At 55.2% G+C, this 21,608-nt stretch carries 17 protein-coding genes and 2 tRNA genes; 6 read left to right on the top strand and 13 right to left on the bottom strand.

All coding sequences use genetic code 11. From position 1 onward, the window contains the following. Positions 1-9: 9 nt before the first annotated feature. From rimP to rlmE, 8 genes are all read right to left on the bottom strand, one after another. The gene (gene rimP, locus QMZ65_RS17450; RefSeq protein ID WP_034826528.1) at positions 10-462 is read right to left on the bottom strand and encodes a ribosome maturation factor RimP; all 453 of its coding nucleotides are present in this window, start codon (positions 460-462) and stop codon (positions 10-12) included. Between the two features lie 212 nt (positions 463-674). Continuing rightward, positions 675-751, bottom strand: a tRNA-Met gene (locus QMZ65_RS17445). Positions 752-810: 59 nt separating this feature from the next. Then, positions 811-897 (bottom strand) — tRNA-Leu (locus QMZ65_RS17440). A gap of 46 nt (positions 898-943) precedes the next feature. Next, positions 944-1,279 carry a preprotein translocase subunit SecG gene (secG, locus tag QMZ65_RS17435; protein WP_034826531.1) on the bottom strand — a complete coding sequence of 112 codons (336 nt, stop codon included), beginning with the start codon at positions 1,277-1,279 and terminating at the stop codon, positions 944-946. Positions 1,280-1,496: 217 nt separating this feature from the next. After that, positions 1,497-2,831 carry a phosphoglucosamine mutase gene (glmM, locus tag QMZ65_RS17430; RefSeq protein WP_034826534.1) on the bottom strand — a complete coding sequence of 445 codons (1,335 nt, stop codon included), beginning with the start codon at positions 2,829-2,831 and terminating at the stop codon, positions 1,497-1,499. A gap of 3 nt (positions 2,832-2,834) precedes the next feature. Then, on the bottom strand, positions 2,835-3,668 hold the full coding sequence (gene folP, locus QMZ65_RS17425) for a dihydropteroate synthase (protein WP_283216425.1): 834 nt from the start codon (positions 3,666-3,668) through the stop codon (positions 2,835-2,837). An 85-nt stretch (positions 3,669-3,753) separates the two neighbouring features. Beyond that, positions 3,754-5,685 (bottom strand): ATP-dependent zinc metalloprotease FtsH, encoded by a 1,932-nt coding sequence (gene ftsH, locus QMZ65_RS17420; protein ID WP_034826538.1) that lies wholly within the window; start codon positions 5,683-5,685, stop codon positions 3,754-3,756. Between the two features lie 173 nt (positions 5,686-5,858). Next, positions 5,859-6,488, bottom strand: coding sequence for a 23S rRNA (uridine(2552)-2'-O)-methyltransferase RlmE (rlmE, locus tag QMZ65_RS17415; protein WP_034826540.1), 630 nt, complete (start codon positions 6,486-6,488; stop codon positions 5,859-5,861). A gap of 126 nt (positions 6,489-6,614) precedes the next feature. Between rlmE and yhbY the strand changes: the two genes are divergently transcribed. Then, positions 6,615-6,908 carry a ribosome assembly RNA-binding protein YhbY gene (gene yhbY / locus QMZ65_RS17410; protein ID WP_034826542.1) on the top strand — a complete coding sequence of 98 codons (294 nt, stop codon included), beginning with the start codon at positions 6,615-6,617 and terminating at the stop codon, positions 6,906-6,908. A gap of 128 nt (positions 6,909-7,036) precedes the next feature. Here the strand turns inward: yhbY and greA are convergent, their stop codons facing one another. After that, positions 7,037-7,513 (bottom strand): transcription elongation factor GreA, encoded by a 477-nt coding sequence (gene greA, locus QMZ65_RS17405; RefSeq protein ID WP_034826545.1) that lies wholly within the window; start codon positions 7,511-7,513, stop codon positions 7,037-7,039. A 246-nt stretch (positions 7,514-7,759) separates the two neighbouring features. Between greA and dacB the strand changes: the two genes are divergently transcribed. From dacB to pmrB, 3 genes are read left to right on the top strand one after another with little or no spacing between them, the layout of a single operon-like run. Further along, positions 7,760-9,193 (top strand): serine-type D-Ala-D-Ala carboxypeptidase, encoded by a 1,434-nt coding sequence (gene dacB, locus QMZ65_RS17400; RefSeq protein WP_058959462.1) that lies wholly within the window; start codon positions 7,760-7,762, stop codon positions 9,191-9,193. Then, on the top strand, positions 9,193-9,855 hold the full coding sequence (gene pmrA / locus QMZ65_RS17395) for a two-component system response regulator PmrA (protein WP_034826547.1): 663 nt from the start codon (positions 9,193-9,195) through the stop codon (positions 9,853-9,855). The genes dacB and pmrA overlap by 1 nt, the downstream gene beginning before the upstream one ends. Further along, complete coding sequence (pmrB, locus tag QMZ65_RS17390) at positions 9,852-10,910, top strand: two-component system sensor histidine kinase PmrB (protein ID WP_283216424.1); 1,059 nt, start codon at positions 9,852-9,854, stop codon at positions 10,908-10,910. The genes pmrA and pmrB overlap by 4 nt, the downstream gene beginning before the upstream one ends. On the opposite strand, the gene QMZ65_RS17385 is transcribed toward pmrB, so the two are convergent. After that, positions 10,907-13,180: a TonB-dependent siderophore receptor gene (locus QMZ65_RS17385; RefSeq protein WP_283216423.1), complete on the bottom strand. Its 2,274-nt coding sequence runs from the start codon at positions 13,178-13,180 to the stop codon at positions 10,907-10,909. The two genes, pmrB and QMZ65_RS17385, sit on opposite strands and share 4 nt — an antisense overlap. 260 nt (positions 13,181-13,440) lie before the next feature. On the opposite strand from QMZ65_RS17385, the gene fes reads away from it, so the two are divergent. Together fes and QMZ65_RS17375 are read left to right on the top strand one after the other, a co-directional pair. Continuing rightward, positions 13,441-14,652 (top strand): enterochelin esterase, encoded by a 1,212-nt coding sequence (gene fes / locus QMZ65_RS17380; RefSeq protein WP_097118202.1) that lies wholly within the window; start codon positions 13,441-13,443, stop codon positions 14,650-14,652. A 32-nt stretch (positions 14,653-14,684) separates the two neighbouring features. After that, positions 14,685-18,599, top strand: a complete 3,915-nt coding sequence (locus QMZ65_RS17375; protein WP_283216422.1) for an enterobactin synthase subunit F — start codon at positions 14,685-14,687, stop codon at positions 18,597-18,599. A gap of 208 nt (positions 18,600-18,807) precedes the next feature. Here QMZ65_RS17375 and QMZ65_RS17370 read toward each other — a convergent pair whose 3' ends face one another. The 3 genes from QMZ65_RS17370 to fepD are packed head-to-tail and all read right to left on the bottom strand — an operon-like array spanning position 18,808 to position 21,571. Further along, the gene (locus QMZ65_RS17370; RefSeq protein WP_058959455.1) at positions 18,808-19,605 is read right to left on the bottom strand and encodes an ATP-binding cassette domain-containing protein; all 798 of its coding nucleotides are present in this window, start codon (positions 19,603-19,605) and stop codon (positions 18,808-18,810) included. Continuing rightward, positions 19,602-20,585: an iron-enterobactin ABC transporter permease gene (gene fepG / locus QMZ65_RS17365; protein ID WP_283216421.1), complete on the bottom strand. Its 984-nt coding sequence runs from the start codon at positions 20,583-20,585 to the stop codon at positions 19,602-19,604. The genes QMZ65_RS17370 and fepG overlap by 4 nt, the downstream gene beginning before the upstream one ends. Beyond that, positions 20,582-21,571 carry a Fe(3+)-siderophore ABC transporter permease gene (gene fepD, locus QMZ65_RS17360; protein WP_283216420.1) on the bottom strand — a complete coding sequence of 330 codons (990 nt, stop codon included), beginning with the start codon at positions 21,569-21,571 and terminating at the stop codon, positions 20,582-20,584. The genes fepG and fepD overlap by 4 nt, the downstream gene beginning before the upstream one ends. Positions 21,572-21,608 lie beyond the last annotated feature (37 nt).

Here is a 21,608-nt window from a genome sequence, read left to right as displayed (position 1 = left end):
TCCGGACTTTTAAAAGTGGGGGACCAGGTTCGCTTTCTGAATATTACTCAGCGCGAACACCTCATCGTTACCCTCAACGGTTACCGTGATCATCTCACCTTCCACGGATTTGATGATCCCCTGCCATTTACGGCGGTTCTGTACGGCCATACGCAGTGTCAGGCTCACCTCATCACCGGCGAAACGTGCATAGTGTTCAGCAGTGAAAAGAGGACGCTCGAGACCTGGCGAGGAGACTTCAAGGTTGTAAGCCACCGTAATGGGATCTTCCACATCCATTACCGCGCTGACCTGGTGGCTAACATCGGCACAATCATCAACATTGATACCATTCTCACTATCAATATAGATGCGCAAAGTCGATGTGCGACCGCGAACGAATTCGATACCGACCAATTCGTAGCCAAGCGCTTCTACTGGAGCGGTGATCAAATCAGTCAATTTTTGCTCTAATGTGGACAAGCCCACCCCCAAGACATAAAAAAAGGGCCTATAGCCCAGTATTGCGATTCCTGATAACAAAAAACCCCGAAAATTCGGGGCTTTTTATCACTGGACCCTGTACGCCGCAGAGCGGCATCGGCACACAATCCAAAAGAATTTTTTTCAAAAAAACACTGAGGATGCGTCCGTCGATGCATACAGTATATTTGAAAAAGAACTCTAAGGGAAAGTGGTTGCGGGGGCCGGATTTGAACCGACGACCTTCGGGTTATGAGCCCGACGAGCTACCAGGCTGCTCCACCCCGCGTCCGAAAACGTGGCGAATAATACGCCGACCTTGCTAAAAAAGCAAGTTTTACTGAGATTTGGTACCGAGGACGGGACTTGAACCCGTAAGCCCTTTCGAGCACTACCACCTCAAGGTAGCGTGTCTACCAATTTCACCACCTCGGTACTGCACTGACTGCGACGTTATGTTGCCGCTAAAGCATTGACGATGTTACTGCGGGATATCATTGCCCGGGGTTGCCGGTTTAGCTGGCTGAGTCTGCTGTTCAGACTGAGCTGGCGCAGTGAGGTTTTCCCACTCGCTTCCTTTAGAAGACTTATTCGTGTTCAGATTGCCCAGAATCAAGCTGATGATGAAGAACAGGGTCGCCAGTACTGCAGTCATACGTGTCATGAAATTACCAGACCCGTTTGAACCGAACAGTGTACCAGAGGCGCCTGCACCGAATGAGGCTCCCATATCAGCGCCTTTGCCTTGCTGAAGCATGATCAGACCCACGAGGCCAATCGCAACAATAAGGAAAACAACTAACAGAGCTTCGTACATAATCAACCTGTTTCCTTGCGCGTTATCCGCACAGTTAAAGCTTCACCAATATTGACGGGGAGTATCGTCATCACCCATCAGAAGCGGGTGTGAATACTAACCAATGGGACATACCTCTGCAAGCGCAATTTTCACGAACCTTATTGATTGCGGAAAAAAGCGCCAGGATGGTGATTTAACAGGCGGAAAGTCGAAATCTCGCCGCCTGTTAACACGCTTAGACCGCTTTCACCGCATCAGCAATTTTATGCGCCAGCTCGGTGACTAACGCTTCATCTTCACCCTCGACCATCACGCGAATCAGCGGCTCAGTGCCCGATTTACGCAACAGCACACGACCGCGCCCTGCTAGCGTTTTCTCCACTTCAGCGCTGACAGCCTTAACGCTCTCGGATTCAAGGGGATCATGACTGCCGCTGAAGCGCACATTCACCAGAATCTGCGGCAGCATTTTCATGCCACTGCACAAATCATGCAGACTCATGTGATTACGCACGATAGCAGTAAGTACTTGCAAACTTGCCACGATACCGTCGCCAGTGCTGATTTTATCCAACAGAATGACATGCCCGGAGTTTTCAGCCCCCATGCGCCAGCCCTTCTCCTGCATTTTTTCCAGCACGTAGCGGTCACCCACTTTGGCACGTGTGAAAGGAATACCCAGCTGTTTCAACGCCAGTTCCAGCCCCATATTACTCATCAACGTACCCACCACCCCGCCGCGCAGTTGCCCCTGACGTAAGGCTTCACGTGCAATGATGTAGAGAATCTGGTCACCATCGACCTTCATGCCCAGATGATCCACCATCATGATGCGGTCACCATCGCCATCGTAAGCAAGGCCCAAATCGGCCTTCTCTTCCAGCACGCGCTGCTGCAGCATGCGGAGATCGGTTGCGCCGCACTCTTTGTTGATGTTCATGCCATCGGGCTGCACGCCAATCGCAATCACTTTGGCACCTAATTCACGCAGCACATTAGGCGCAATGTGATAGGTCGCACCGTTGGCGCAATCCACTACGATTTTCAGACCGTTAAGACTTAACTCGCTCGGGAATGTGCCTTTACAGAACTCGATATAACGACCAGCAGCATCAACGATACGGCTGGCGCGCCCCAACTCAGCGGACTCAACGCAGGTCAGTGGCTTCTCTAACTCAAGCTCGATGGCCTCTTCCACTTCATCCGGCAATTTAGTGCCTTCTGCAGAGAAGAATTTGATGCCGTTATCGTCGAAGGGGTTATGCGATGCAGAGATCACGATACCGGCTTCTGCACGGAAGGTACGCGTCAGATAGGCAATCGCGGGGGTTGGCATAGGCCCGGTAAAGGCCGCCGACAAACCAGCAGCAGCCAGGCCCGCTTCCAGCGCCGATTCCAGCATGTAGCCAGAAATACGCGTATCTTTACCAATTAATACCTTACGTGATCCAGAGCGCGCCAGAACCTTACCCGCAGCAAAACCCAGCTTTAGGACAAAATCAGGGGTAATCGGTGCTTCACCGACCTTGCCACGAATACCATCTGTACCGAAATATTTACGATTACTCATGCTTTATCCTTTTGCTCTCCGTGTCGCTTCAACAATACGCATCGCTTCGACAGTCTCTTTCACATCATGCACGCGAATAATTTGTGCGCCCTGCATAGCGGCAATCACCGCACAGCTCAGGCTGCCGGTCAGACGCTGCGTCGGGCCGACATTTAACAGCTGGCCAATCATCGATTTGCGCGACATTCCGACCAATAGTGGTAAGCCAAAATGGTGGAAATGGCTGAGTTCAGCCAGCAGTTGATAATTGTGGTTGAGATTCTTACCGAAACCGAAGCCAGGGTCGAGCAACAGATTCTCTTTTTTAATGCCTGCCGCTTCGCAACGTGCAATCTGTGCCTGGAAGTAAGCGTCCACTTCACCCACGATATTCTGATATTCAGGTGCTTGCTGCATAGTGCGCGGTTCGCCCTGCATGTGCATCAGGCATACCGGCAGACCGGTCTCCGCTGCCGCTGCCAATGCACCCGGTTCTGACAGTGAACGAATATCATTAATGATGTGAGCACCCACTCGCGCCGATTCACGGATCACCTCTGTCTTTGAAGTATCAACAGAAATCCACACTTCAAAACGCTGGGCGATAGCTTCAACCACCGGAATCACGCGTGCTAACTCTTCATCTACGCTGACTTCATCGGCTCCTGGCCGCGTAGATTCCCCGCCGACATCGATGATGGTTGCGCCCGCATTCACCATCTCATTGGTATGGGTCAGCGCATCCACCAATGTGTTGTGTGTTCCGCCATCAGAGAAGGAGTCCGGCGTGACATTCAAAATACCCATCACATGGGGAAACGACAGATCGAGATGGGAATCACGGGCGAACAACTTCATGGCGGGAATCTCCTTGGGAATCACGGTATCACTGAATGTAAAAAACCCCGGACCGGCCGGGGTTTTTGCTGAGGTTTGTGGCCTCTTACTTGTCGAGCTGTTCTGACATGGTGTTGCCAGGATTTGGCGTACGCGGTTCATCAACCGGACGTGGCGCCTTTGGCGTCCCATTGTTGTCCGATGAACTGCTGCTGCCTGAATCATCCCAACCTGCTGGTGGGCGAACTTCACGACGAGCCATTAAGTCATCAATCTGTGGCGCATCAATGGTTTCATACTTCATCAGCGCGTCTTTCATCGCGTGAAGGATGTCCATGTTCTCACCCAGCAGAACACGAGCACGCTGGTAGTTGCTGTCGATCAGGTGTTTAACTTCCTGGTCGATGATGCGTGCTGTTTCATCTGACATGTGTTTCGCCTTAGCCACAGAGCGGCCGAGGAACACTTCGCCTTCTTCTTCAGCATACAGCAACGGACCTAACTTCTCGTTGAAGCCCCACTGCGTCACCATGTTTCGCGCCAGGTTAGTGGCGACTTTAATGTCGTTAGATGCACCGGTAGAAACGTGTTCTGCGCCGTAGATGATCTCTTCCGCCAGACGACCGCCATACAGCGTTGAGATCTGGCTTTCAAGTTTCTGGCGGCTGGCGCTAATCGCGTCACCTTCTGGCAAGAAGAAGGTCACACCCAGCGCACGTCCACGCGGGATAATTGTCACTTTATGCACCGGATCGTGTTCCGGTACCAGACGACCAATAATCGCATGGCCCGCTTCGTGGTAAGCGGTGGATTCTTTCTGCGCTTCCGTCATCACCATGGAGCGACGTTCTGCACCCATCATGATTTTGTCTTTCGCTTTCTCGAACTCAACCATCGAGACCACACGCTTGTTGCCACGTGCAGCAAACAGTGCCGCTTCGTTGACAAGGTTAGCGAGGTCAGCACCCGAGAAGCCCGGCGTACCACGTGCGATGATCGCTGCATCGATGTCAGTGGCCAGCGGCACACGACGCATATGCACTTTCAGAATCTGTTCACGACCGCGGACATCTGGCAGACCGACCACAACCTGGCGGTCAAAACGACCTGGGCGCAGCAGCGCGGGGTCAAGTACGTCTGGACGGTTAGTTGCGGCGATAACGATGATGCCTTCATTACCTTCGAAGCCATCCATCTCAACCAGCATCTGGTTCAGCGTCTGCTCACGTTCATCATGACCACCGCCTAAACCGGCGCCACGTTGACGGCCTACAGCATCGATTTCATCGATAAAGATGATGCAAGGCGCGGCTTTCTTCGCCTGCTCGAACATGTCACGCACACGAGATGCACCGACACCCACGAACATTTCAACAAAGTCAGAACCGGAGATAGTGAAAAACGGTACTTTTGCTTCGCCAGCAATCGCTTTAGCCAGCAAGGTTTTACCGGTACCCGGAGGGCCGACCATCAGGACGCCTTTCGGGATCTTACCACCCAGTTTCTGGAAGCGGCTTGGCTCGCGCAGATATTCAACCAGTTCACCCACTTCTTCTTTCGCTTCATCGCAACCTGCGACATCAGCAAACGTGGTCTTGATCTGGTCTTCGGTCAGCATGCGGGCTTTACTCTTGCCAAAGGACATCGCGCCTTTGCCACCGCCGCCCTGCATCTGCCGCATAAAGAAGATCCAAACGCCAATCAACAGCAGCATTGGGAACCAGGAGATGAAGATGGAAGCCAGCAGGCTTGGCTCTTCTGGTGGTTCGCCAATCACTTTGACGTTTTTGGTCAAGAGGTTATCAAGCAACTTTGGATCGTTGACAGGAATGTAAGTCGTATATTTATTACTGTCTTTTTTGACAACGTTAATCTCACGCCCGTTAATACGTGCCTCGCGGACCTGATCCTGGTTCACTTCCGACAGGAAGGTTGAATAATCAACCCTACGGCCATTCGACTCGCTGGGCCCAAAGCTCTGGAAGACAGACATCAGCACGACCGCGATGACTAACCAGAGAATCAGGTTTTTCGCCATGTCACTCAAGGGATTAACCTCATATTACAACGGTGTTAACAGACAGCGTAGGGTACTATATATCCTTCAGACCTGGAATCGCGGCGCTGATGATTTTACTGCTTTTCACTGAAACTCAGAATTACACATCAGAGTAAACGCAGTTCGCCTTGCTTTGATTCCGGTACCGAGAGCTATAGTTTGCGCCCTGTCGCCACAATGTACACTTCACGCGAACGTAAACGAGAAGCGTCTGGCTTACGAATTTTCACTTTCGTAAATAGGGAGCGAATTTCCCGCAGGTATTCCTCGAAGCCATCTCCCTGAAACACTTTCACTACAAAACTGCCGCCAGGCGCCAGGATATCCCGACACATTTCCAGCGCCAACTCTACCAAATACATCGATCGTGGAATATCAACCGCAGGTGTACCACTCATGTTCGGCGCCATGTCAGACATAACAACTTGCACCTTTTGATCACCTACTCGCTCCAGCAATGCGTTCAGCACTGCCTCTTCACGAAAGTCGCCCTGTAAAAAATCGACACCGACGATCGGGTCCATGGGAAGCAAGTCACAGGCAATAATACGACCGTTCGATCCAATCTGTTGTACCGCATATTGCGACCAACCGCCGGGCGCAGCACCCAGATCTACCACTGTCATGCCGGGTTTGAAAAGCTTGTCACCCTGCTGAATTTCGTCCAGTTTAAACCAGGCGCGCGAACGCAACCCCTTTTTCTGTGCCTGCAACACATATTTATCGCTAAAGTGTTCCTGTAGCCAGCGACTGGAACTGGCCGAACGCTTTTTACCCGTCATAATTTTTCCAATTAAATCTTCATCGTAGCGATAAATCAGTACGCAATGAGTCGCGTTGATTTGGCGATATACCCGAGATGGCGGTAGAATGAACCGTTTTCAATCCCTGAGTAAGTAAAAAATACGATGAATCTGAGTACCAAACAAAAACAGCACCTGAAAGGCCTTGCCCATCCACTGAAGCCCGTTGTTATGCTGGGCGGTAATGGCTTGACCGAAGGCGTGCTCGCCGAAATCGAACTGGCGCTCGAGCATCACGAATTGATCAAGGTGAAAATTGCCTCTGAAGATCGTGAAACCAAGCAGCTGATCGTTGACGCTATCGTACGTGAAACAAAAGCTTGTAACGTACAGGTCATCGGCAACACGCTGGTGCTGTATCGCCCTGCAAAAGAGCGCAAAATTACTCTGCCACGTTAATTAAGCCGTAAAGGCTGCCATGACGGGCAGAGAAAGTGCCATGCTCCTGCATGGGATAAAAGGCCGCTATGCGGCCTTTTTCCTTTCTTTACAATATGCGGCTACACATTTCAAAGCGTAGCAATATCTTAAAGGTATTCCACCTTTAACACTTCATATTCCACATCGCCGCCCGGTGTCTTCACAATCGCAACGTCGTCTGCTTCTTTTCCAATCAAACCACGCGCCATCGGCGAGTTCACTGAAATCAGGTTTTGTTTGAAGTCAGCTTCATCATCACCCACGATGCGGTAAGTGAATTCTTCGTCCGTATCCACATTCAAAATGGTCACGGTAGCACCAAAAATCACGCGGCCGGTTTTGGGCATCGTCGTGATATCAATCACCTGAGCGTTGGAGAGTTTGGCTTCAATCTCCTGAATACGGCCTTCGCAAAAACCCTGTTCTTCACGGGCAGCGTGGTATTCGGCATTTTCTTTTAGATCGCCATGCTCACGGGCTTCGGCAATAGAGGCGATGATGCGCGGACGCTTCACGGTTTTCAGTTCGTTCAGCTCTTCACGCAGGCTCTCAGCGCCTTTCAACGTCATCGGAATCTGATTCATTTTGGCTCCTCGTCATCTATCCTGGTTAACGGCGTCATCCTGACCGGTGACAGCAGAAAACAGCTTCTGCGGCGCGTTACCTCTTTTCACAAGCAAAAGAAGCCTGACCCGGAAAGCTTTCCGGGTCAGGTTCGGTTTTGCATTTTGATACGTATTTTACCCCAGAGTTCCCTGTGGGTCATCGTTTACTTTGCACCGCCTCGGGAAGTAGTATTGACGCCTTCACCCGTCAGTTACCGCGAGATTATGCGATTTTCACGACTTGTTACCGGATTAACCTGTGCGTTTATGCTGCAGGCACAAGCAGCCCCCGTTGAAGAATACATGCAGTATTTGCCAGACGGCGCAAACCTGGCGCTGATGGTACAAAAAGTGGGCGCATCAACCCCGATAATCGACTATCACGGCAAACAGATGGCATTGCCGGCCAGTACCATGAAGGTGATTACCGCGCTGGCGGCCCTGCTGGAACTCGGTCCGGACTTCCGTTTTCAAACCACGATGGAAACCAAGGGTGCAGTCAGCGATGGCACGCTCAATGGCGACTTAGTGGCGCGCTTTGGTGGCGATCCGACACTGAGCCGTCAGGATCTGCGCAACATGGTGGCGGCCCTGAAAAAGCAGGGCATTACGCATATCAAAGGCAATCTGGTGATCGACACCTCCGTGTTCGCCAGCCACGATATGGCACCCGGCTGGCCGTGGAATGACCTGACGCAGTGCTTCAGCGCCCCACCTGGGGCGGCCATTGTCGACAAAAACTGCTTCTCAGTCTCGCTCTATAGCGCCACCACGCCGGGCGAAAACGCCTTTGTGCGCATTGCGTCCTATTATCCGGCACATATGTTCAGTCAGGTGCGTACCATTGGCCGCAACAGTGGTGATGGGCAATATTGCGAACTGGATGTGGTGCCAGGCGAACTGAACCGCTACACGCTGACCGGCTGCATGCGCCAACGCGCCGAACCCTTGCCGCTGGCGTTTGCGGTGCAAGATGGTGCCGCCTGGGCGGGCGAAATCCTCAAGGCCGAACTGCGTGCCGCGGATATCGATTACAGCGGCCATTTAGTGCGTCAGACGCAGGTTACCTCACCGGGAACCGTGCTCGCATCGACGCAATCCGCGCCGCTGCACAATCTGCTGCACACCATGCTGAAGAAATCGGACAACATGATTGCGGATACGGTGTTCCGCACCATCGGCCATCACTATTTCAACGTACCCGGCACGTTCCGCGCCGGTTCTGATGCGGTACGCCGCATACTGCGTGAAAAAGCGGGCGTCGATCTCGGCAACAGCATTCAGGTCGATGGTTCAGGCCTGTCGCGTCACGATTTAATTGCGCCAGATACCATGATGCAGGTACTGCAATACATTGCGAAAAACGACTCAACGCTGAACTATATTTCGATGCTGCCGTTGGCGGGTTATGACGGCACGTTGCAATATCGTGGTGGCCTGCATGAAGCCGGACTGGATGGCAAAGTGTCAGCAAAAACCGGTTCGCTGCAGGGCGTTTATAATCTGGCTGGATTTATTACCACTTCCAGCGGTGCACGTGTCGCCTTTGTGCAGTATCTTTCTGGTTATGCGGTGCCGCCTGAAGATCAGAAAACGCGGCGCATTCCTCTGGTACGCTTTGAAAGCCGCCTCTACTCGGATATCAACAAAAACAACTAATGAAATTGCTGATCGTTGAAGATGACGCGCTGTTGCAATCGGGCCTGGCTCAGGCCCTTAGCGCACAAGGATATGCTGTTGACTGCGCGAGTACTGCTGCAGAGAGTAATGCTTTCTTACGCAGTGGGCAGTACAGCCTGATCGTTCTGGATCTGGGTTTACCGGATCGCGATGGTGCCACGCTGCTGCGTCAGTGGCGGCGCGATGGCATCAACGTACCGGTGTTGATCCTGACGGCGCGTGATGCACTGGAGGATCGCGTGGATGGCCTGGATGCCGGTGCCGACGATTATCTGGTCAAACCTTTCGCGCTGGTTGAACTGCAGGCACGCGTGCGTGCACTGATTCGTCGTTTTCAGGGCCACAGCGATAATTTGCTGCAACAAGGTGATCTCACCCTCAATCTCAGTTCGCAGCAGGTTTTGCTGGAAGAGCGTCCACTGGAAATTACCCCAAAAGAGTTCGCACTGCTGACGCGCCTGTTAATGCGTGTCGGTCAGAACGTCCATCGCGAAACGCTGCAGCAGGATCTCTATAGCTGGAATGACGATCCCGGATCTAACACCTTAGAAGTTCATATCCACAATCTGCGCCGTAAGCTCGGAAAAGATCGTATTAAAACCGTGCGTGGCGTCGGCTACCGCCTGGAAGTGCGCGAATGAACAGCATGCGTCAGCGGTTACTGATTATGCTGGCGCTGATTCTCCTCACCTGCCAGGTGATGAGCGCCATCTGGTTATGGCATGAGAGTCGCGAACAGATCAGTTTCCTGGTCAACGAAACGCTGTCTGCTCAGGCGCGTAACGACCGCGTCGAGAATGAGATCCGTGAAGCCATCGCTTCACTGCTGTTGCCTTCACTGGTGATGATCGCTCTGACGCTGCTGCTGTCATTCTGGGCGATTAACTGGATCATTCGTCCATTACGATCCCTGCAGGATAGCCTCGCCCATCGCTCTGCCGATAATCTCACCCCGCTGCCGGTTTATTCAGAAATGGATGAAATCGTTGCCGTGACCACCTCCATTAATCAGCTATTTTCGCGGCTCGACCACACGCTACAACAGGAACGCCTCTTCACCGCCGATGCCGCGCATGAATTGCGTACCCCTTTGGCCGGTTTACGTCTGCACCTTGAACTGCTGCACCAGCAGAACGTGCCGCAGAGTGAGATGCTGATTGAACGTATCGACCAGTTGATGCACACCGTGGAGCAACTACTGATGCTGTCGCGAGCCGGCCAGGCGCTGGCAGGCGGTCACTATCAGCAGTTGCTGTGGCAAAAAGACATCATGCAGCCGCTGCAGCCGGAAATGGCCGAACTTTATGCACAGCGACAGCAAACACTGCAGTGGCCGCACGGCAAAGATATTCCGCAACAGGGTGAAGCCGTGTTGCTGCGCCTGATGCTGCGTAATCTGCTGGAAAACGCCTCACGCTACAGCCCGGAAGGCAGTGAAGTGAAGGTGAATATGCAGCAGGACAAGCAGCAGGTGATTATCGAGGTGTGGGATCAGGGGCCGGGCATTGAGGCCGATGCGGCAGAAGAACTGACGCAAGCCTTCCGCCGTCGCGATCAGCGTTACGGTGGCAGCGGATTAGGTCTGAACATTGTGCTGCGCATTGTACAGATGCACCGTGGCAGGCTGGAGCTGGTCAACCGTAAAGATAGCAGCGGGCTGATTGCCCGCTGCTATTTACCGCATCAACTGCTTTAGAAGTGAGTGTTGAGGCTCATGTAGTAAGTACGGCCTGATTCGTTATAAGTATTGGCACCCGCACCGTACAGGTAGGCGCCTGTTGTGGCGTTACCGGTGGTTTGCGCATTACCTTCGCGGAAGTGACGCTTATCAAACAGGTTGTCGATACCCAGGGTGACGCTGGCGTACTTATTCACATCATAAGTCCCGCTCAGGCCAATGATAGAGTAAGGACTCACTTTTTCGGCCGCGCTTCCCGTCACCGGTTGACCTTTGTAGTCATACTTTTTCGGTGTTTGCGTGCCGTACCAGGTCAGGGTGGTTTGCAGCGACAGATCCTGCGTTGCCTGCCAGCTCAGCGTCGAGTTCAGAGTGTATTCCGGGATGATCGACAGACGATCCCCAGTTTCCTTGTTCTTACTCTGCAGCATGTAGGTGAAGTTGTTGTTCCAGCTGACGCTATCCGAGAACGGCACATTCACCGTACCTTCCAGCCCTTCCACCACCGCTTTCGGTACGTTTTCCCACTTGTAGATATCCGTGGTGCCGTTTGAGGCTTTACCGACGGCTGCGTAACCCGCTTCAATCTTGTTGCGGTAATCGTTACGGAACCAGGTCAGACCCGCCTGATAGCCTTCGTGTTTCCACTCCAGTCCAATCTCTTTGTTGAAACTGTTTTCGGCTTTCAGGTCTGGGTTACCTTGCAGATAACAGGCACCGGTGCTGGCAGCACAGCCCTGACCGTTGCTGTACAGCAGGTAGTTCGGGTTAGTCTGGTACAGGCTTGGCGCTTTATAAGCCAGGCCCGCCCCCATCTTCAGTGTGAAGTCATCACCCAAACCTTGCGACAGGTTCAGAGACGGGCTCCAGTTGTTACCCACAATCGAGTGATGATCGAAACGCAGACTCGGCGTCAGCATGGTGCTGTCGGTCAGTTCCAGGTTGTCTTCAGCGAACAGCGAGAAGATTTCCGCCTGCGAATACGGGCTACGACCGGTATTCGACACGCCAGGTACAGAACCATAGTTAGCAGCCTGAGTGGTTGAAGAGGGATCCTTCATGCTCTGCTGGTTCCATTCGGCGCCCAGCGTTGCCGTCTGATTAATCAGCCACTCAAACGGAATGCTAACTTCGCTGTGCAGCAAAATATCGTCTAACTGAATGGTGTTGAAACCATCGTTAGAGAAGATACCTTCCGTACCGCCCGCCAGACCTTCATTGATACGGGTGTTACGGGTTTTCTCATAGCGCGCATAGGTATTGGTGCTGACACCGTTATCCCAGGCACCGGTCCATTTCAACGAGATATTCTGGCGATACAGGCGGTTAGTTTCATCGCCATAGAGGCTTTTCACCAGCGCACTGGTGTTGGTGTTCTGCGTATCGCCTGCGTAAAGGTTGCCTTGACGGCTGTAACCCGCTTGCAACTCCAGGGTTTGCATCGGAGCAAATGCCCAGCTCAGTAACGCATTGATATCTTTATTGACCGAGCCTTCACGACCAGAAGGATAACTGCCCGCATACGTACCGGTACGCGCTGCCGCATGGCCTTCGTTGATGTCATAAGCATCGGCCTGGGTTTTCGCTAAGCCACCGTACAAGCGGAAGTTGAAGTCATCACCCAGCGGCCCTTCGAGGCTGAAGTTAGTGCGTTTGGTCGCGCCTTCCGATTTGTGTTCCGGCGCATTGAAGTAGGTATTCCACGAACCGTGCCACTGCTGATCGGTATATTTCCTGGTGATAATGTTAACCACACCGCCTGCTGCGCCGTTACCGTAACGCACCGCGGCCGGGCCACGAATCACATCAATGCGTTCGATCATTTCTGGCGGCACCCAGTTGGTATCACCGCGCGTATCACGCTCACCACGCCAGCCCAGACGTACGGAGTTGCGACTGGTGATCGGCATACCATCCACCATAATCAGGGTGTTTTCCGGGCCCATGCCGCGAATATCGATCTGGCGATTGTTACCGCGCTGGCCACTGGTGGAGTTACCGGTCAGGTTAACGCCCGGCATGGTGCGAATAATTTCAGAGACATCACGTGCAGGCGGATGCTTTTTAATTTCATCTGCAGTGATGGTGGAAACGCCGGGTGCCTGCAGGTTTTGCTGCTGGGCGGTCACCATCAACGTGCCGCCGTTCATCGATTCGGCGTCGGTAGTGGATTGGCTGCTGGTCGTCTTGCTGGAAGTGTCTGCTGCCCAGGCGCTGCCGGAGAGCAGTGAGGCGCTCAGCCCCAGTTCAATCAAAATAGCTAATGATAATCGTGAGTAACGCGTCATTGTTTTTCATTCCTGGATGGCCAGTAAAATGCCGTTGGATTCTTAACTGGCGAGCCGGTGAGAATATCCCTGTCCTTATCGCGCCCAGTTCCAGACCTGGCAGTGCCATCCGTTGCGTAACCTTCCAGGAAGGAAAGAGCCAGGCGGAACGAGCGTGCTCTTTTGAGCGGAAACACCCTATTGCAAATGCAAATAGTTATCAATAGTATTAATTATTAATCTTATGTAAATCTTTCCCTACACAGTGACTGGCAGCCCCTATGACCTGGCGAAATGATGTAACCGGTAGCGAAGCCTGGTGGCAGGAGCAACAAACTCAGGGTATTCCGCGAATTGACCCTCAGCAGGATGGCACCTGCCTGGTGACCTTCTTCTGGCGCGATCCCCAAGGCAGCGAAAAAACGTCAGCGACTCAGCGTGTATGGATCAACATCACTGGCGTGACCGATCACCACCAGAAACGTCCACCGCAGTCATTGGTGCGCGTAACGGGTACCGATGTGTGGTACTGGCAAACTGCGCTGCCATCAAACTGGCGCGGCAGCTACTGCCTGATGCCCGATGAGCAGGCAACCGACTTTAGCGGTGAAGCGGACATGTATGCCTTGCGAAACTGGTGGCGTGACAAATTCCCCACGGCGAAGGCCGATCCCCTGAATACACTGCGCGGCTGGGCCGGTGGGCGTGGCATGGGCGTTTCGCCGCTGCATCTCCCGCAGGCCCCTGACCAGAAAATCTGGCAAGCCGTGGATGATGGCAGCGCATCGGCTGTTTCTTTGCAACAATATCAGTGGGATAGCGCGTTACTAAGTAACAGTCGCAAAGTGTGGATTTATGCCACCGGCGAATCCGATAACGCGCAACGTCCACTGGCCATTCTGCTGGATGGGCAGTTCTGGGCGAATCAAATGCCGATTGCCGGGCCATTGCAGCAACTTACTGACGCAGGGAAACTCCCACCTGCCGTTTATCTGTTAATTGACATCATCGATCGTGAACACCGTAGTCGTGAACTGCCCTGTAATCCGCAGTTCTGGCAAGCCGTGCAGCAGGAGTTACTGCCGCAGGTGGCGCAATGGGCACCCTATCGCCAACAGGCAGATAGCACGCTGGTGGCTGGACAAAGTTTCGGCGGCCTGGCATCGGTGTTTGCCGCGCTGCATTTCCCGGAGACGTTTGGCAATGCACTAAGCCTCTCCGGATCATTCTGGTGGCCCGAACGTGGCAACCCATACGGCTGGCTGTTGCAGGCGCTGGATAGCGGCCTGGCACCGAAACAGCCGCTGCGTTTCTGGCTGGAGGCAGGTAAACGTGAAGGCCTGATTCTGCAAGCCAATCAACAATTAGAACAAAAACTTACCGCTGCCGGCTATCAGGTAAATTACCTGCCGGTGGAGGGCGGCCATGACGCACTATGCTGGCGCGGTGGTCTGCTCGACGGTCTGCAAGCCCTGTGGCGCAATCCGACTTAACTTCATCACGCAGGACGCAAACCGGAGCACAGATGTCTGAATCTCTGATGAACAAAACCATGACCGACCAACACACCTTGCCCTTAGTGGCAGCCCAGCCCGGCATCTGGATTGCCGACCAGCTGACCCAGCACCACAATGCATATGCAGTAGCGCACTTTGTCGAATTGTCCGGCGCCATCGACACAGACCTGCTCGCGCAGGCCATCGTGGCTGGCATGCAGGAAGCCGATACGCTGAATATGGCGTTTGCCGAAGTCGAGGGCGAAGCACTGCAGTGGCTGCAACCGCAGACGTTCAGTGCGCCAAAAATCGTGGATTTGCGCGCTGAACCCGATGCGGCCACCAAAGCCCGCGCGTTAATGCGTGAAGACATGAACGGTGATCTACGCGTATTGAGCGGCGCCCCTTTATGGCATCACACACTGTATCGCATTGGCGATCAGCACTGGTTCTGGTATCAGCGTTATCACCATTTAGTGGTGGATGGTTTCAGCTTTACCGCCATCACTCGCCGTATTGCTAACCTTTACACTGCCGCCGTGCAGCAGCAAGAGGCCGAGCCGACGCCGTTTATCCCGTTTAGCGAAGTCGTTGAAGAGTACCAGCGTTATCAGGAATCCTCTTCATTCACGCGCGATGGTGATTTCTGGCGCGAAAAAGGCGCAGCGCTGCCCTCACCGGCTTCGCTATCATCGCTGCCGCTGGCGGGACAAAGCGCGACCACCGATCTGCTGCGCCACAGCGTGACGCTCGATCGCAGCACCTTCCAGAAGCTGGTTAATCAGCATCCACAATCCAGCGCTGCTGACCTGGCCTTTGCGCTGGTGGCGCTGTGGCTGGCGCGACTCAGCGGACAAAATGATTTCGCCGCTGGATTCATCTTTATGCGCCGCATCGGATCCGCCGCGCTGTGTGCCACCGGTCCGGTGATCAACGTGCTGCCGATGGCCGTGCATTACGATCCCACCCAGCCTCTGAGTGCGCTGGCTGCCCAGCTGGCAGGTGAAGTGAAGAGAATGCGCCGCCACCAGCGTTATGACGCGGAACAGGTGCAGCGCGATCTTGGACGTTTGGGCGATGGTGACCCGCTGTACGGTTCGGTGATCAACCTGAAGATGTTTGACTATCAACTCGATTTTGCTGGCGTTGAAGGCATAACCCATCAGCTGGCATCAGGCCCGGTGCGCGATCTGGAAATCGCTATCTACATTAGCGAACAGGGTGAACTAACGCTGGAGTTGCTGGCGAATGCGGAGCGCTATAGCGAATCGACGCTGATTCGCCACGCCAGCCGTTTTGCTTTGCTGCTGGATCAGCTGGCGGAGCAACCACAGCGTGCGTTGGGTGAACTGGATCTGCTAACCACAGAAGAGCACGTACAAATTGCCGGTATCAATCAGACCGCGCACCCTGTTCCTGCAGAAACGCTGGCCTCACTGTTGGCGCAACAGGCCGCGCGTACGCCTGATGCCCCGGCGCTGGCTGATGCGACGCACCAGTTAAGCTACCGTGAGATGCAGCAGCAGTTGTATGCTCTGGCAGCGGATCTTAGTGCAGCGGGCGTCCAGCGCGGCGATATCGTCGCAGTGGCATTGCCGCGTTCAGTGCAGCTCTCACTGGCACTGCAGGCGATAGTGTCGCTCGGCGCGGCCTATCTGCCGCTCGATACCGGCTACCCCGACGAACGTTTGCAGCTAATGCTGGAAGATGCCGCCCCCAAAACGCTGATCACCTCAGTGGAATTGAGCGCCCGCTTTAGCGCTATCGATTCTGTTAAGCAGCTGCACTTTGATGCGCTCTATACCGCGCCAGACGCGCCACCACCTGCCAGCGCGCCGACACCACAGGATGGCGCTTACATCATCTACACCTCAGGATCTACCGGGCGTCCGAAAGGCGTATTGGTCGGTCATGAAGCGATCGTCAACCGCCTGTTGTGGATGCAGGATCGCTATCCGCTGCAAGCCGACGATGTGGTATTGCAGAAAACCCCAAGCAGTTTCGATGTATCCGTATGGGAATTCTTCTGGCCGCTGCTGGTAGGCGCGCAACTGGTGATGGCACCGCCGGAAGCGCACCGCGATCCGGAAGCCCTTCAGCAGTTGTTTGCGCGTTACAAAGTGACTACCACGCACTTTGTCCCTTCGATGCTGGCCGCCTTTGTCGCGGCGCTGGACAGTGCGCCAGCGATTGCCTGCTGTGGCAGCTTACGTAACGTCTTCTGTAGCGGTGAAGCGCTGCCGACCGATCTGTCGCGTGAATGGGAAAAACTGACGCAGGTGCCGCTGCACAATCTTTACGGCCCGACCGAAGCGGCGGTAGATGTCAGCTGGTATCCGGCGTTTGGCGAAGCGTTGGCAGCCGTTGAAGGGGCCAGCGTGCCGATTGGTTTCCCGGTGTGGAATACCGGATTACGCATCCTTGATGCGCGTATGCAGCCGGTGCCGCCGGGTGTGGCGGGCGATCTTTACTTAACCGGCTTACAACTGGCACACGGCTATCTTGGCCGCCCGGATCTGACCGCCAGCCGCTTTATCGCCGATCCTTTTGCCGCTGGCGAACGCATGTACCTAACCGGTGACGTGGCGCGCTGGCTGGATAACGGCGCGGTGGAATACCTCGGACGCAGCGACGATCAGCTGAAGATCCGAGGCCAGCGTATCGAACTCAACGAAATCGATCATGTGATGAGCGCACAGCCCGGTATCGAGCAGGCAGTCACGCACGCAGTGGTACTCGGCGGTGCCGCTGCACAAGGCGGTGACGCGCGTCAGCTGGTGGGTTACGTCGTCGCAGAGCACGTTGTCGATGGCGACGCGCTGCGTGATGCACTGGCGCAACGGCTGCCTGCACATATGGTGCCGGTGGCGATTGTGCAACTGGATGCCTTCCCGCTGAGCAGCAATGGTAAATTGGATCGCAAAGCCTTACCGCTGCCAAAAAATGCAGCTGACAGCGTGGGCCGTGAACCGCATCCCGGTCTGGAAACCCAATTGGCGCAGGCTTTCTGCCAGTTGCTGGCGCGTGACACCATCAGCGCCCAGGATGATTTCTTCGCCCTCGGTGGCCACTCGTTGCTGGCGATGCGCTTAGCTGCCCAGCTGCGCCGCGAACTGCAACAGCCGGTTTCGGTAGGGCAGATTATGGTGGCTTCAACGGTGGAAAAACTCGCCCGGTTGCTGAGCGATACACAATCGCATCAGCAGGCAGGTTTTGAAGCCGTTCTGCCGCTGCGTCAGGGCAACGGTCCGACACTGTTCTGCTTCCATCCGGCGTCGGGTTTTGCCTGGCAGTTCAGTATTCTGCAGCGCTATCTCGATCAGCGCTGGTCGCTGGTGGGGATTCAGTCGCCGAATCCCCAGAGCCCGCTGAACCAAAGCGCGCATCTCGACGAGGTGTGTGATGCGCATCTGCAAACCTTACGGAACGTGCAGCCGCACGGACCGTACTTCTTCCTCGGTTATTCGCTGGGCGGCACGCTGGCGCAAGGTATTGCGGCACGACTGGAAGCGGCAGGTGAAGAGGTAGCCTTCCTCGGCCTGCTCGATACCTGGCCACCGGAAACGCAGAACTGGGATGAAAAGCGTGGCGAGAATGTGCTGGATCCGGCGGTGCTGGAAGAGGTGAATCGCGAGCGCGAGCAGTTTATCGCTGCCCAGCGCCATCAGGCGGGCGAAGAGATGCGCGCGATGTTCGATACCATCGAAGCCAACTACGCCAGTTCGGTGCGTCTGTTGGCCACCGCGCGCAGTGCGCGTTTCAACGGTCGCGCCACACTGTTCCTCGCCGAGCAGACGCAGCAGCCCGGTCAGGATGCGCGTCGCGCCTGGGCACCGTATGTCGGTGAGTTAGAGGTTTGGCCGATGGATTGTGCACACGTGGAGATTATTTCCCCGCAGATGTTTGAGCAGATTGGCCCGCTGTTGCAGCGGATATTAGGCTAGCGTCAGCCGATTTCCGGGAGGTCGAAAGGCCTCCCGGCGATAAACTTCTCTGCCTTTTACAGGGCGTTGAGATCAAGCCTCACTGCAATCAACCTGCCTGCCCTGTGCAGGGCGCTGCGTTAAGACCTCCCGACACGATGCTCCACTGTGGTGTGCCGGTCACAGCATTTAGATTCCCGCGATAACAGGCTTTGTGCAGCCAGACCGCTTACTTTCCTCTTCCCAGCGGCACGATCATTGGCGTGTGCGCCACCGGATCTTCCACAATCACGCAGCGCAAACCGTACACCTGTTCAATCAACGCGGGTGTTACGATCTCTGCGGGCTTGCCTTCGGCCAAAATTTTGCCGTGACGCATGGCGATCAAATGGGTGGCATAACGGCAGGCGTGATTAAGATCGTGCAACACCACCACCAGCGTGCGGCCATGCTGCTGATTCAACTCCTGCATCAGTTCCAGCAGTTCAATCTGATGGGTGATATCCAGCCAGGTGGTCGGCTCATCCAGCAATAACAGCGGGGTTTGCTGCGCCAGCACCATCGCAATCCATACGCGCTGACGCTGCCCGCCGGACAAGGTATCCACCGGCTGCTGCGCCAAATCCGCCACGCCGGTTGCCCGCATCGCGCTTTGCACCGCCTCTTCATCTTCACTGCGCCAGCGGCCAAACAGCGCTTGATGCGGGTAACGCCCACGTGCCACCAGTTCGGTAACGCTGATGCCCGCCGGTGCGTTGGAACTCTGCGGCAGCAGCCCAAGTCGACGCGCCACCTCTTTGGTCGGATAACGCGCTATCGCCTCACCATCCAGATACACCTCGCCTTTCAGCGGAGTATTAAGGCGGCTCAGGGTGCGCAGCAAAGTGGATTTACCGCAGGCGTTGGGGCCGATAATCACTGTCAGCTCACCTTCCGGGATCGCCACCGACAGGTTTTCTGCCACCACTTTCTTGTCGTAGCCGAGCGTCAGGCCTTCGCCATACAGCCGTGAAGGGATATCGATCATTGGCGTCGCGCCTCCCGCACCAGTAACGCAATCAGATAAAGTCCACCGAGGCTGACGGTAATCACGCCAACCGGTAATTGATAAGGCAAGAACAAATGCTGCGCAGCAAAATCAGCCGCAATCAGCAACAGTGCGCCACACAGCGCCGCCAGCAGCAGCGCGCCTTTCTCGCCGCCGCCGAGTCGACGCGCGATTTGTGGTGCCAGCAGCGCAATAAAGGAGATCGGCCCCACCAGCGCAGTGGACGCCGCCGTCAACACTACGCCAATCAGCATCAGCAGTAGCCGACTGCGCTCCACCGGCACGCCGAGCGCACTGGCGGTATCATCGCCCATCTCCAGCAAACGCATCCGTCGTGTTAGCATCGCCATCAGCAGCAGCGACAGCATCAACACGCCAATCACCGGCGGCGTTTTCGCCCAGGTGATGCCGTTAAGTGAACCGGCACTCCACAATCCGGCACTGAGCGCGGACTCTAGCGAAGCACTGATAATCAGCCAGGCATTCAGTGCCATCAGCAACGCGCGCACGCTGATACCAACAATAATCAGGCGGAAGGTTTCTACCCCGTTGCGCCAGGCAAACAGATACACCAATGCCGCCGTACCGATACCACCAACCAACGCTGCACCGGTCATGGCGGCGATGCCCTGATTGAACAGCACCAGTGCCACCAGCACGCCGCTGTAGGCACCGGTGTTGAAACCGAGAATATCCGGGCTGCCGAGCGGGTTGCGCAGCAGTGACTGGAAAATCGCGCCGCTGACGCCCAGTGCCGCGCCAATCAGCAGCGCCATTAGCACACGCGGCAGTCGCCACTCTAAAACGATCAGCTTGACGTTGCTGGCACCGTGTCCCGCCAGCACTTGCCAGAATTGCTTAGCACCAATCGGCAATGCGCCTCGCGTCATCGCCAGATACGCCAGCAGTGCGCATCCGAGCAACAACCACGTGGTATGTAATCTAACCCGACGCGTCATAACGCACCTCGCCCGAGTTTACGGCGCACCAGCACAATCAACACCGGTGCACCCAACATCGCCGTGACGATGGAGACGCGCAGTTCGCCCGCCACCAGCAGTCGTCCCAGAATATCCGCTGCCAGCAACAGAATCGGGGTAATGATCGCCGTGGCGGGCAGCATCCAGCGGTGATCGTTGCCGACCATCCAGCGTGCAAAATGCGGCGTCATCAGTCCGATAAAAGCAATCGGCCCCACTGCCGCTGTCGCCGCACCACACAACAACGCAATCGCCACTAAACCAAGCAGTTGCGTGCGCACCACCCGCGTGCCCAGCGCGGTCGCCATATCGCCGCCCATGCTTAAACTGTTCAACGCCTGCGACAAATAGAGTGCCACTCCGCTGCCGATTAGCACGGCCGGGAACAGCGTACGCAATACAGTGAAATTGCGGATATCCAGCGAGCCGCTGTGCCAGAAACGCAGATGATCATAAATATCGGGATTGAGCAGTGACAGACCAGACGTCAGGCCATCCAGCACCGCGCCCAGCGCTACGCCGGCTAACGTCAGGCGTACCGGATTGACTCGCCCGCCGCCAATCGCCCCCGTCATCGCTACCAGCAATGACGCCAGCAGTGCACCGGCAAACGCGAAGCCGAGCCAATCGAGGGGAGAATCCGCGCCAAACAGCGCAATGCCGATCACCACCGCAAACCCGGCACCTGCGTTAACGCCGAGAATGCCCGGATCGGCCAGTGGATTGCGCGTCAGGCTTTGCATCAGTGCGCCCGCTAACCCGAGGGCGACACCCGCCAGCAATCCGGCCAGGGTGCGCGGCAGGCGTGCATCACGCACAATCACGCACTCAGCGTTGTTACAGTCTGAGGTAAGAGAATGATAAACATCGGAAATGGGTATCGATTTTGCCCCCAGCATCAAGCTGAGCGCGATGAGGAGCAAAAGCAGAATCCCTGAGCCTGCTAATGCACGGATCTGGCGCATCGTTCTAAACCTTCACTGTTCAACGTCGTCGCATGCG

The organism is Pantoea sp. EABMAA-21 (assembly GCF_030053335.1).
Lineage (GTDB): Bacteria > Pseudomonadota > Gammaproteobacteria > Enterobacterales > Enterobacteriaceae > Pantoea > Pantoea communis.
This window is presented reverse-complemented; position numbering and strand designations above follow the sequence as displayed.

What these genes read in the sequence shown, in the direction of transcription:
- secG (WP_034826531.1), bottom strand. Translation starts at nt 1,279, where the DNA reads ATGTACGAAGCTCTGTTAGTTGTTTTCCTTATTGTTGCGATTGGCCTC.
- glmM (WP_034826534.1), bottom strand. Translation starts at nt 2,831, where the DNA reads ATGAGTAATCGTAAATATTTCGGTACAGATGGTATTCGTGGCAAGGTC.
- folP (WP_283216425.1), bottom strand. Translation starts at nt 3,668, where the DNA reads ATGAAGTTGTTCGCCCGTGATTCCCATCTCGATCTGTCGTTTCCCCAT.
- ftsH (WP_034826538.1), bottom strand. Translation starts at nt 5,685, where the DNA reads ATGGCGAAAAACCTGATTCTCTGGTTAGTCATCGCGGTCGTGCTGATG.
- rlmE (WP_034826540.1), bottom strand. Translation starts at nt 6,488, where the DNA reads ATGACGGGTAAAAAGCGTTCGGCCAGTTCCAGTCGCTGGCTACAGGAA.
- yhbY (WP_034826542.1), top strand. Translation starts at nt 6,615, where the DNA reads ATGAATCTGAGTACCAAACAAAAACAGCACCTGAAAGGCCTTGCCCAT.
- greA (WP_034826545.1), bottom strand. Translation starts at nt 7,513, where the DNA reads ATGAATCAGATTCCGATGACGTTGAAAGGCGCTGAGAGCCTGCGTGAA.
- dacB (WP_058959462.1), top strand. Translation starts at nt 7,760, where the DNA reads ATGCGATTTTCACGACTTGTTACCGGATTAACCTGTGCGTTTATGCTG.
- pmrA (WP_034826547.1), top strand. Translation starts at nt 9,193, where the DNA reads ATGAAATTGCTGATCGTTGAAGATGACGCGCTGTTGCAATCGGGCCTG.
- pmrB (WP_283216424.1), top strand. Translation starts at nt 9,852, where the DNA reads ATGAACAGCATGCGTCAGCGGTTACTGATTATGCTGGCGCTGATTCTC.
- QMZ65_RS17385 (WP_283216423.1), bottom strand. Translation starts at nt 13,180, where the DNA reads ATGACGCGTTACTCACGATTATCATTAGCTATTTTGATTGAACTGGGG.
- fes (WP_097118202.1), top strand. Translation starts at nt 13,441, where the DNA reads ATGACCTGGCGAAATGATGTAACCGGTAGCGAAGCCTGGTGGCAGGAG.
- QMZ65_RS17375 (WP_283216422.1), top strand. Translation starts at nt 14,685, where the DNA reads ATGTCTGAATCTCTGATGAACAAAACCATGACCGACCAACACACCTTG.
- QMZ65_RS17370 (WP_058959455.1), bottom strand. Translation starts at nt 19,605, where the DNA reads ATGATCGATATCCCTTCACGGCTGTATGGCGAAGGCCTGACGCTCGGC.
- fepG (WP_283216421.1), bottom strand. Translation starts at nt 20,585, where the DNA reads ATGACGCGTCGGGTTAGATTACATACCACGTGGTTGTTGCTCGGATGC.
- fepD (WP_283216420.1), bottom strand. Translation starts at nt 21,571, where the DNA reads ATGCGCCAGATCCGTGCATTAGCAGGCTCAGGGATTCTGCTTTTGCTC.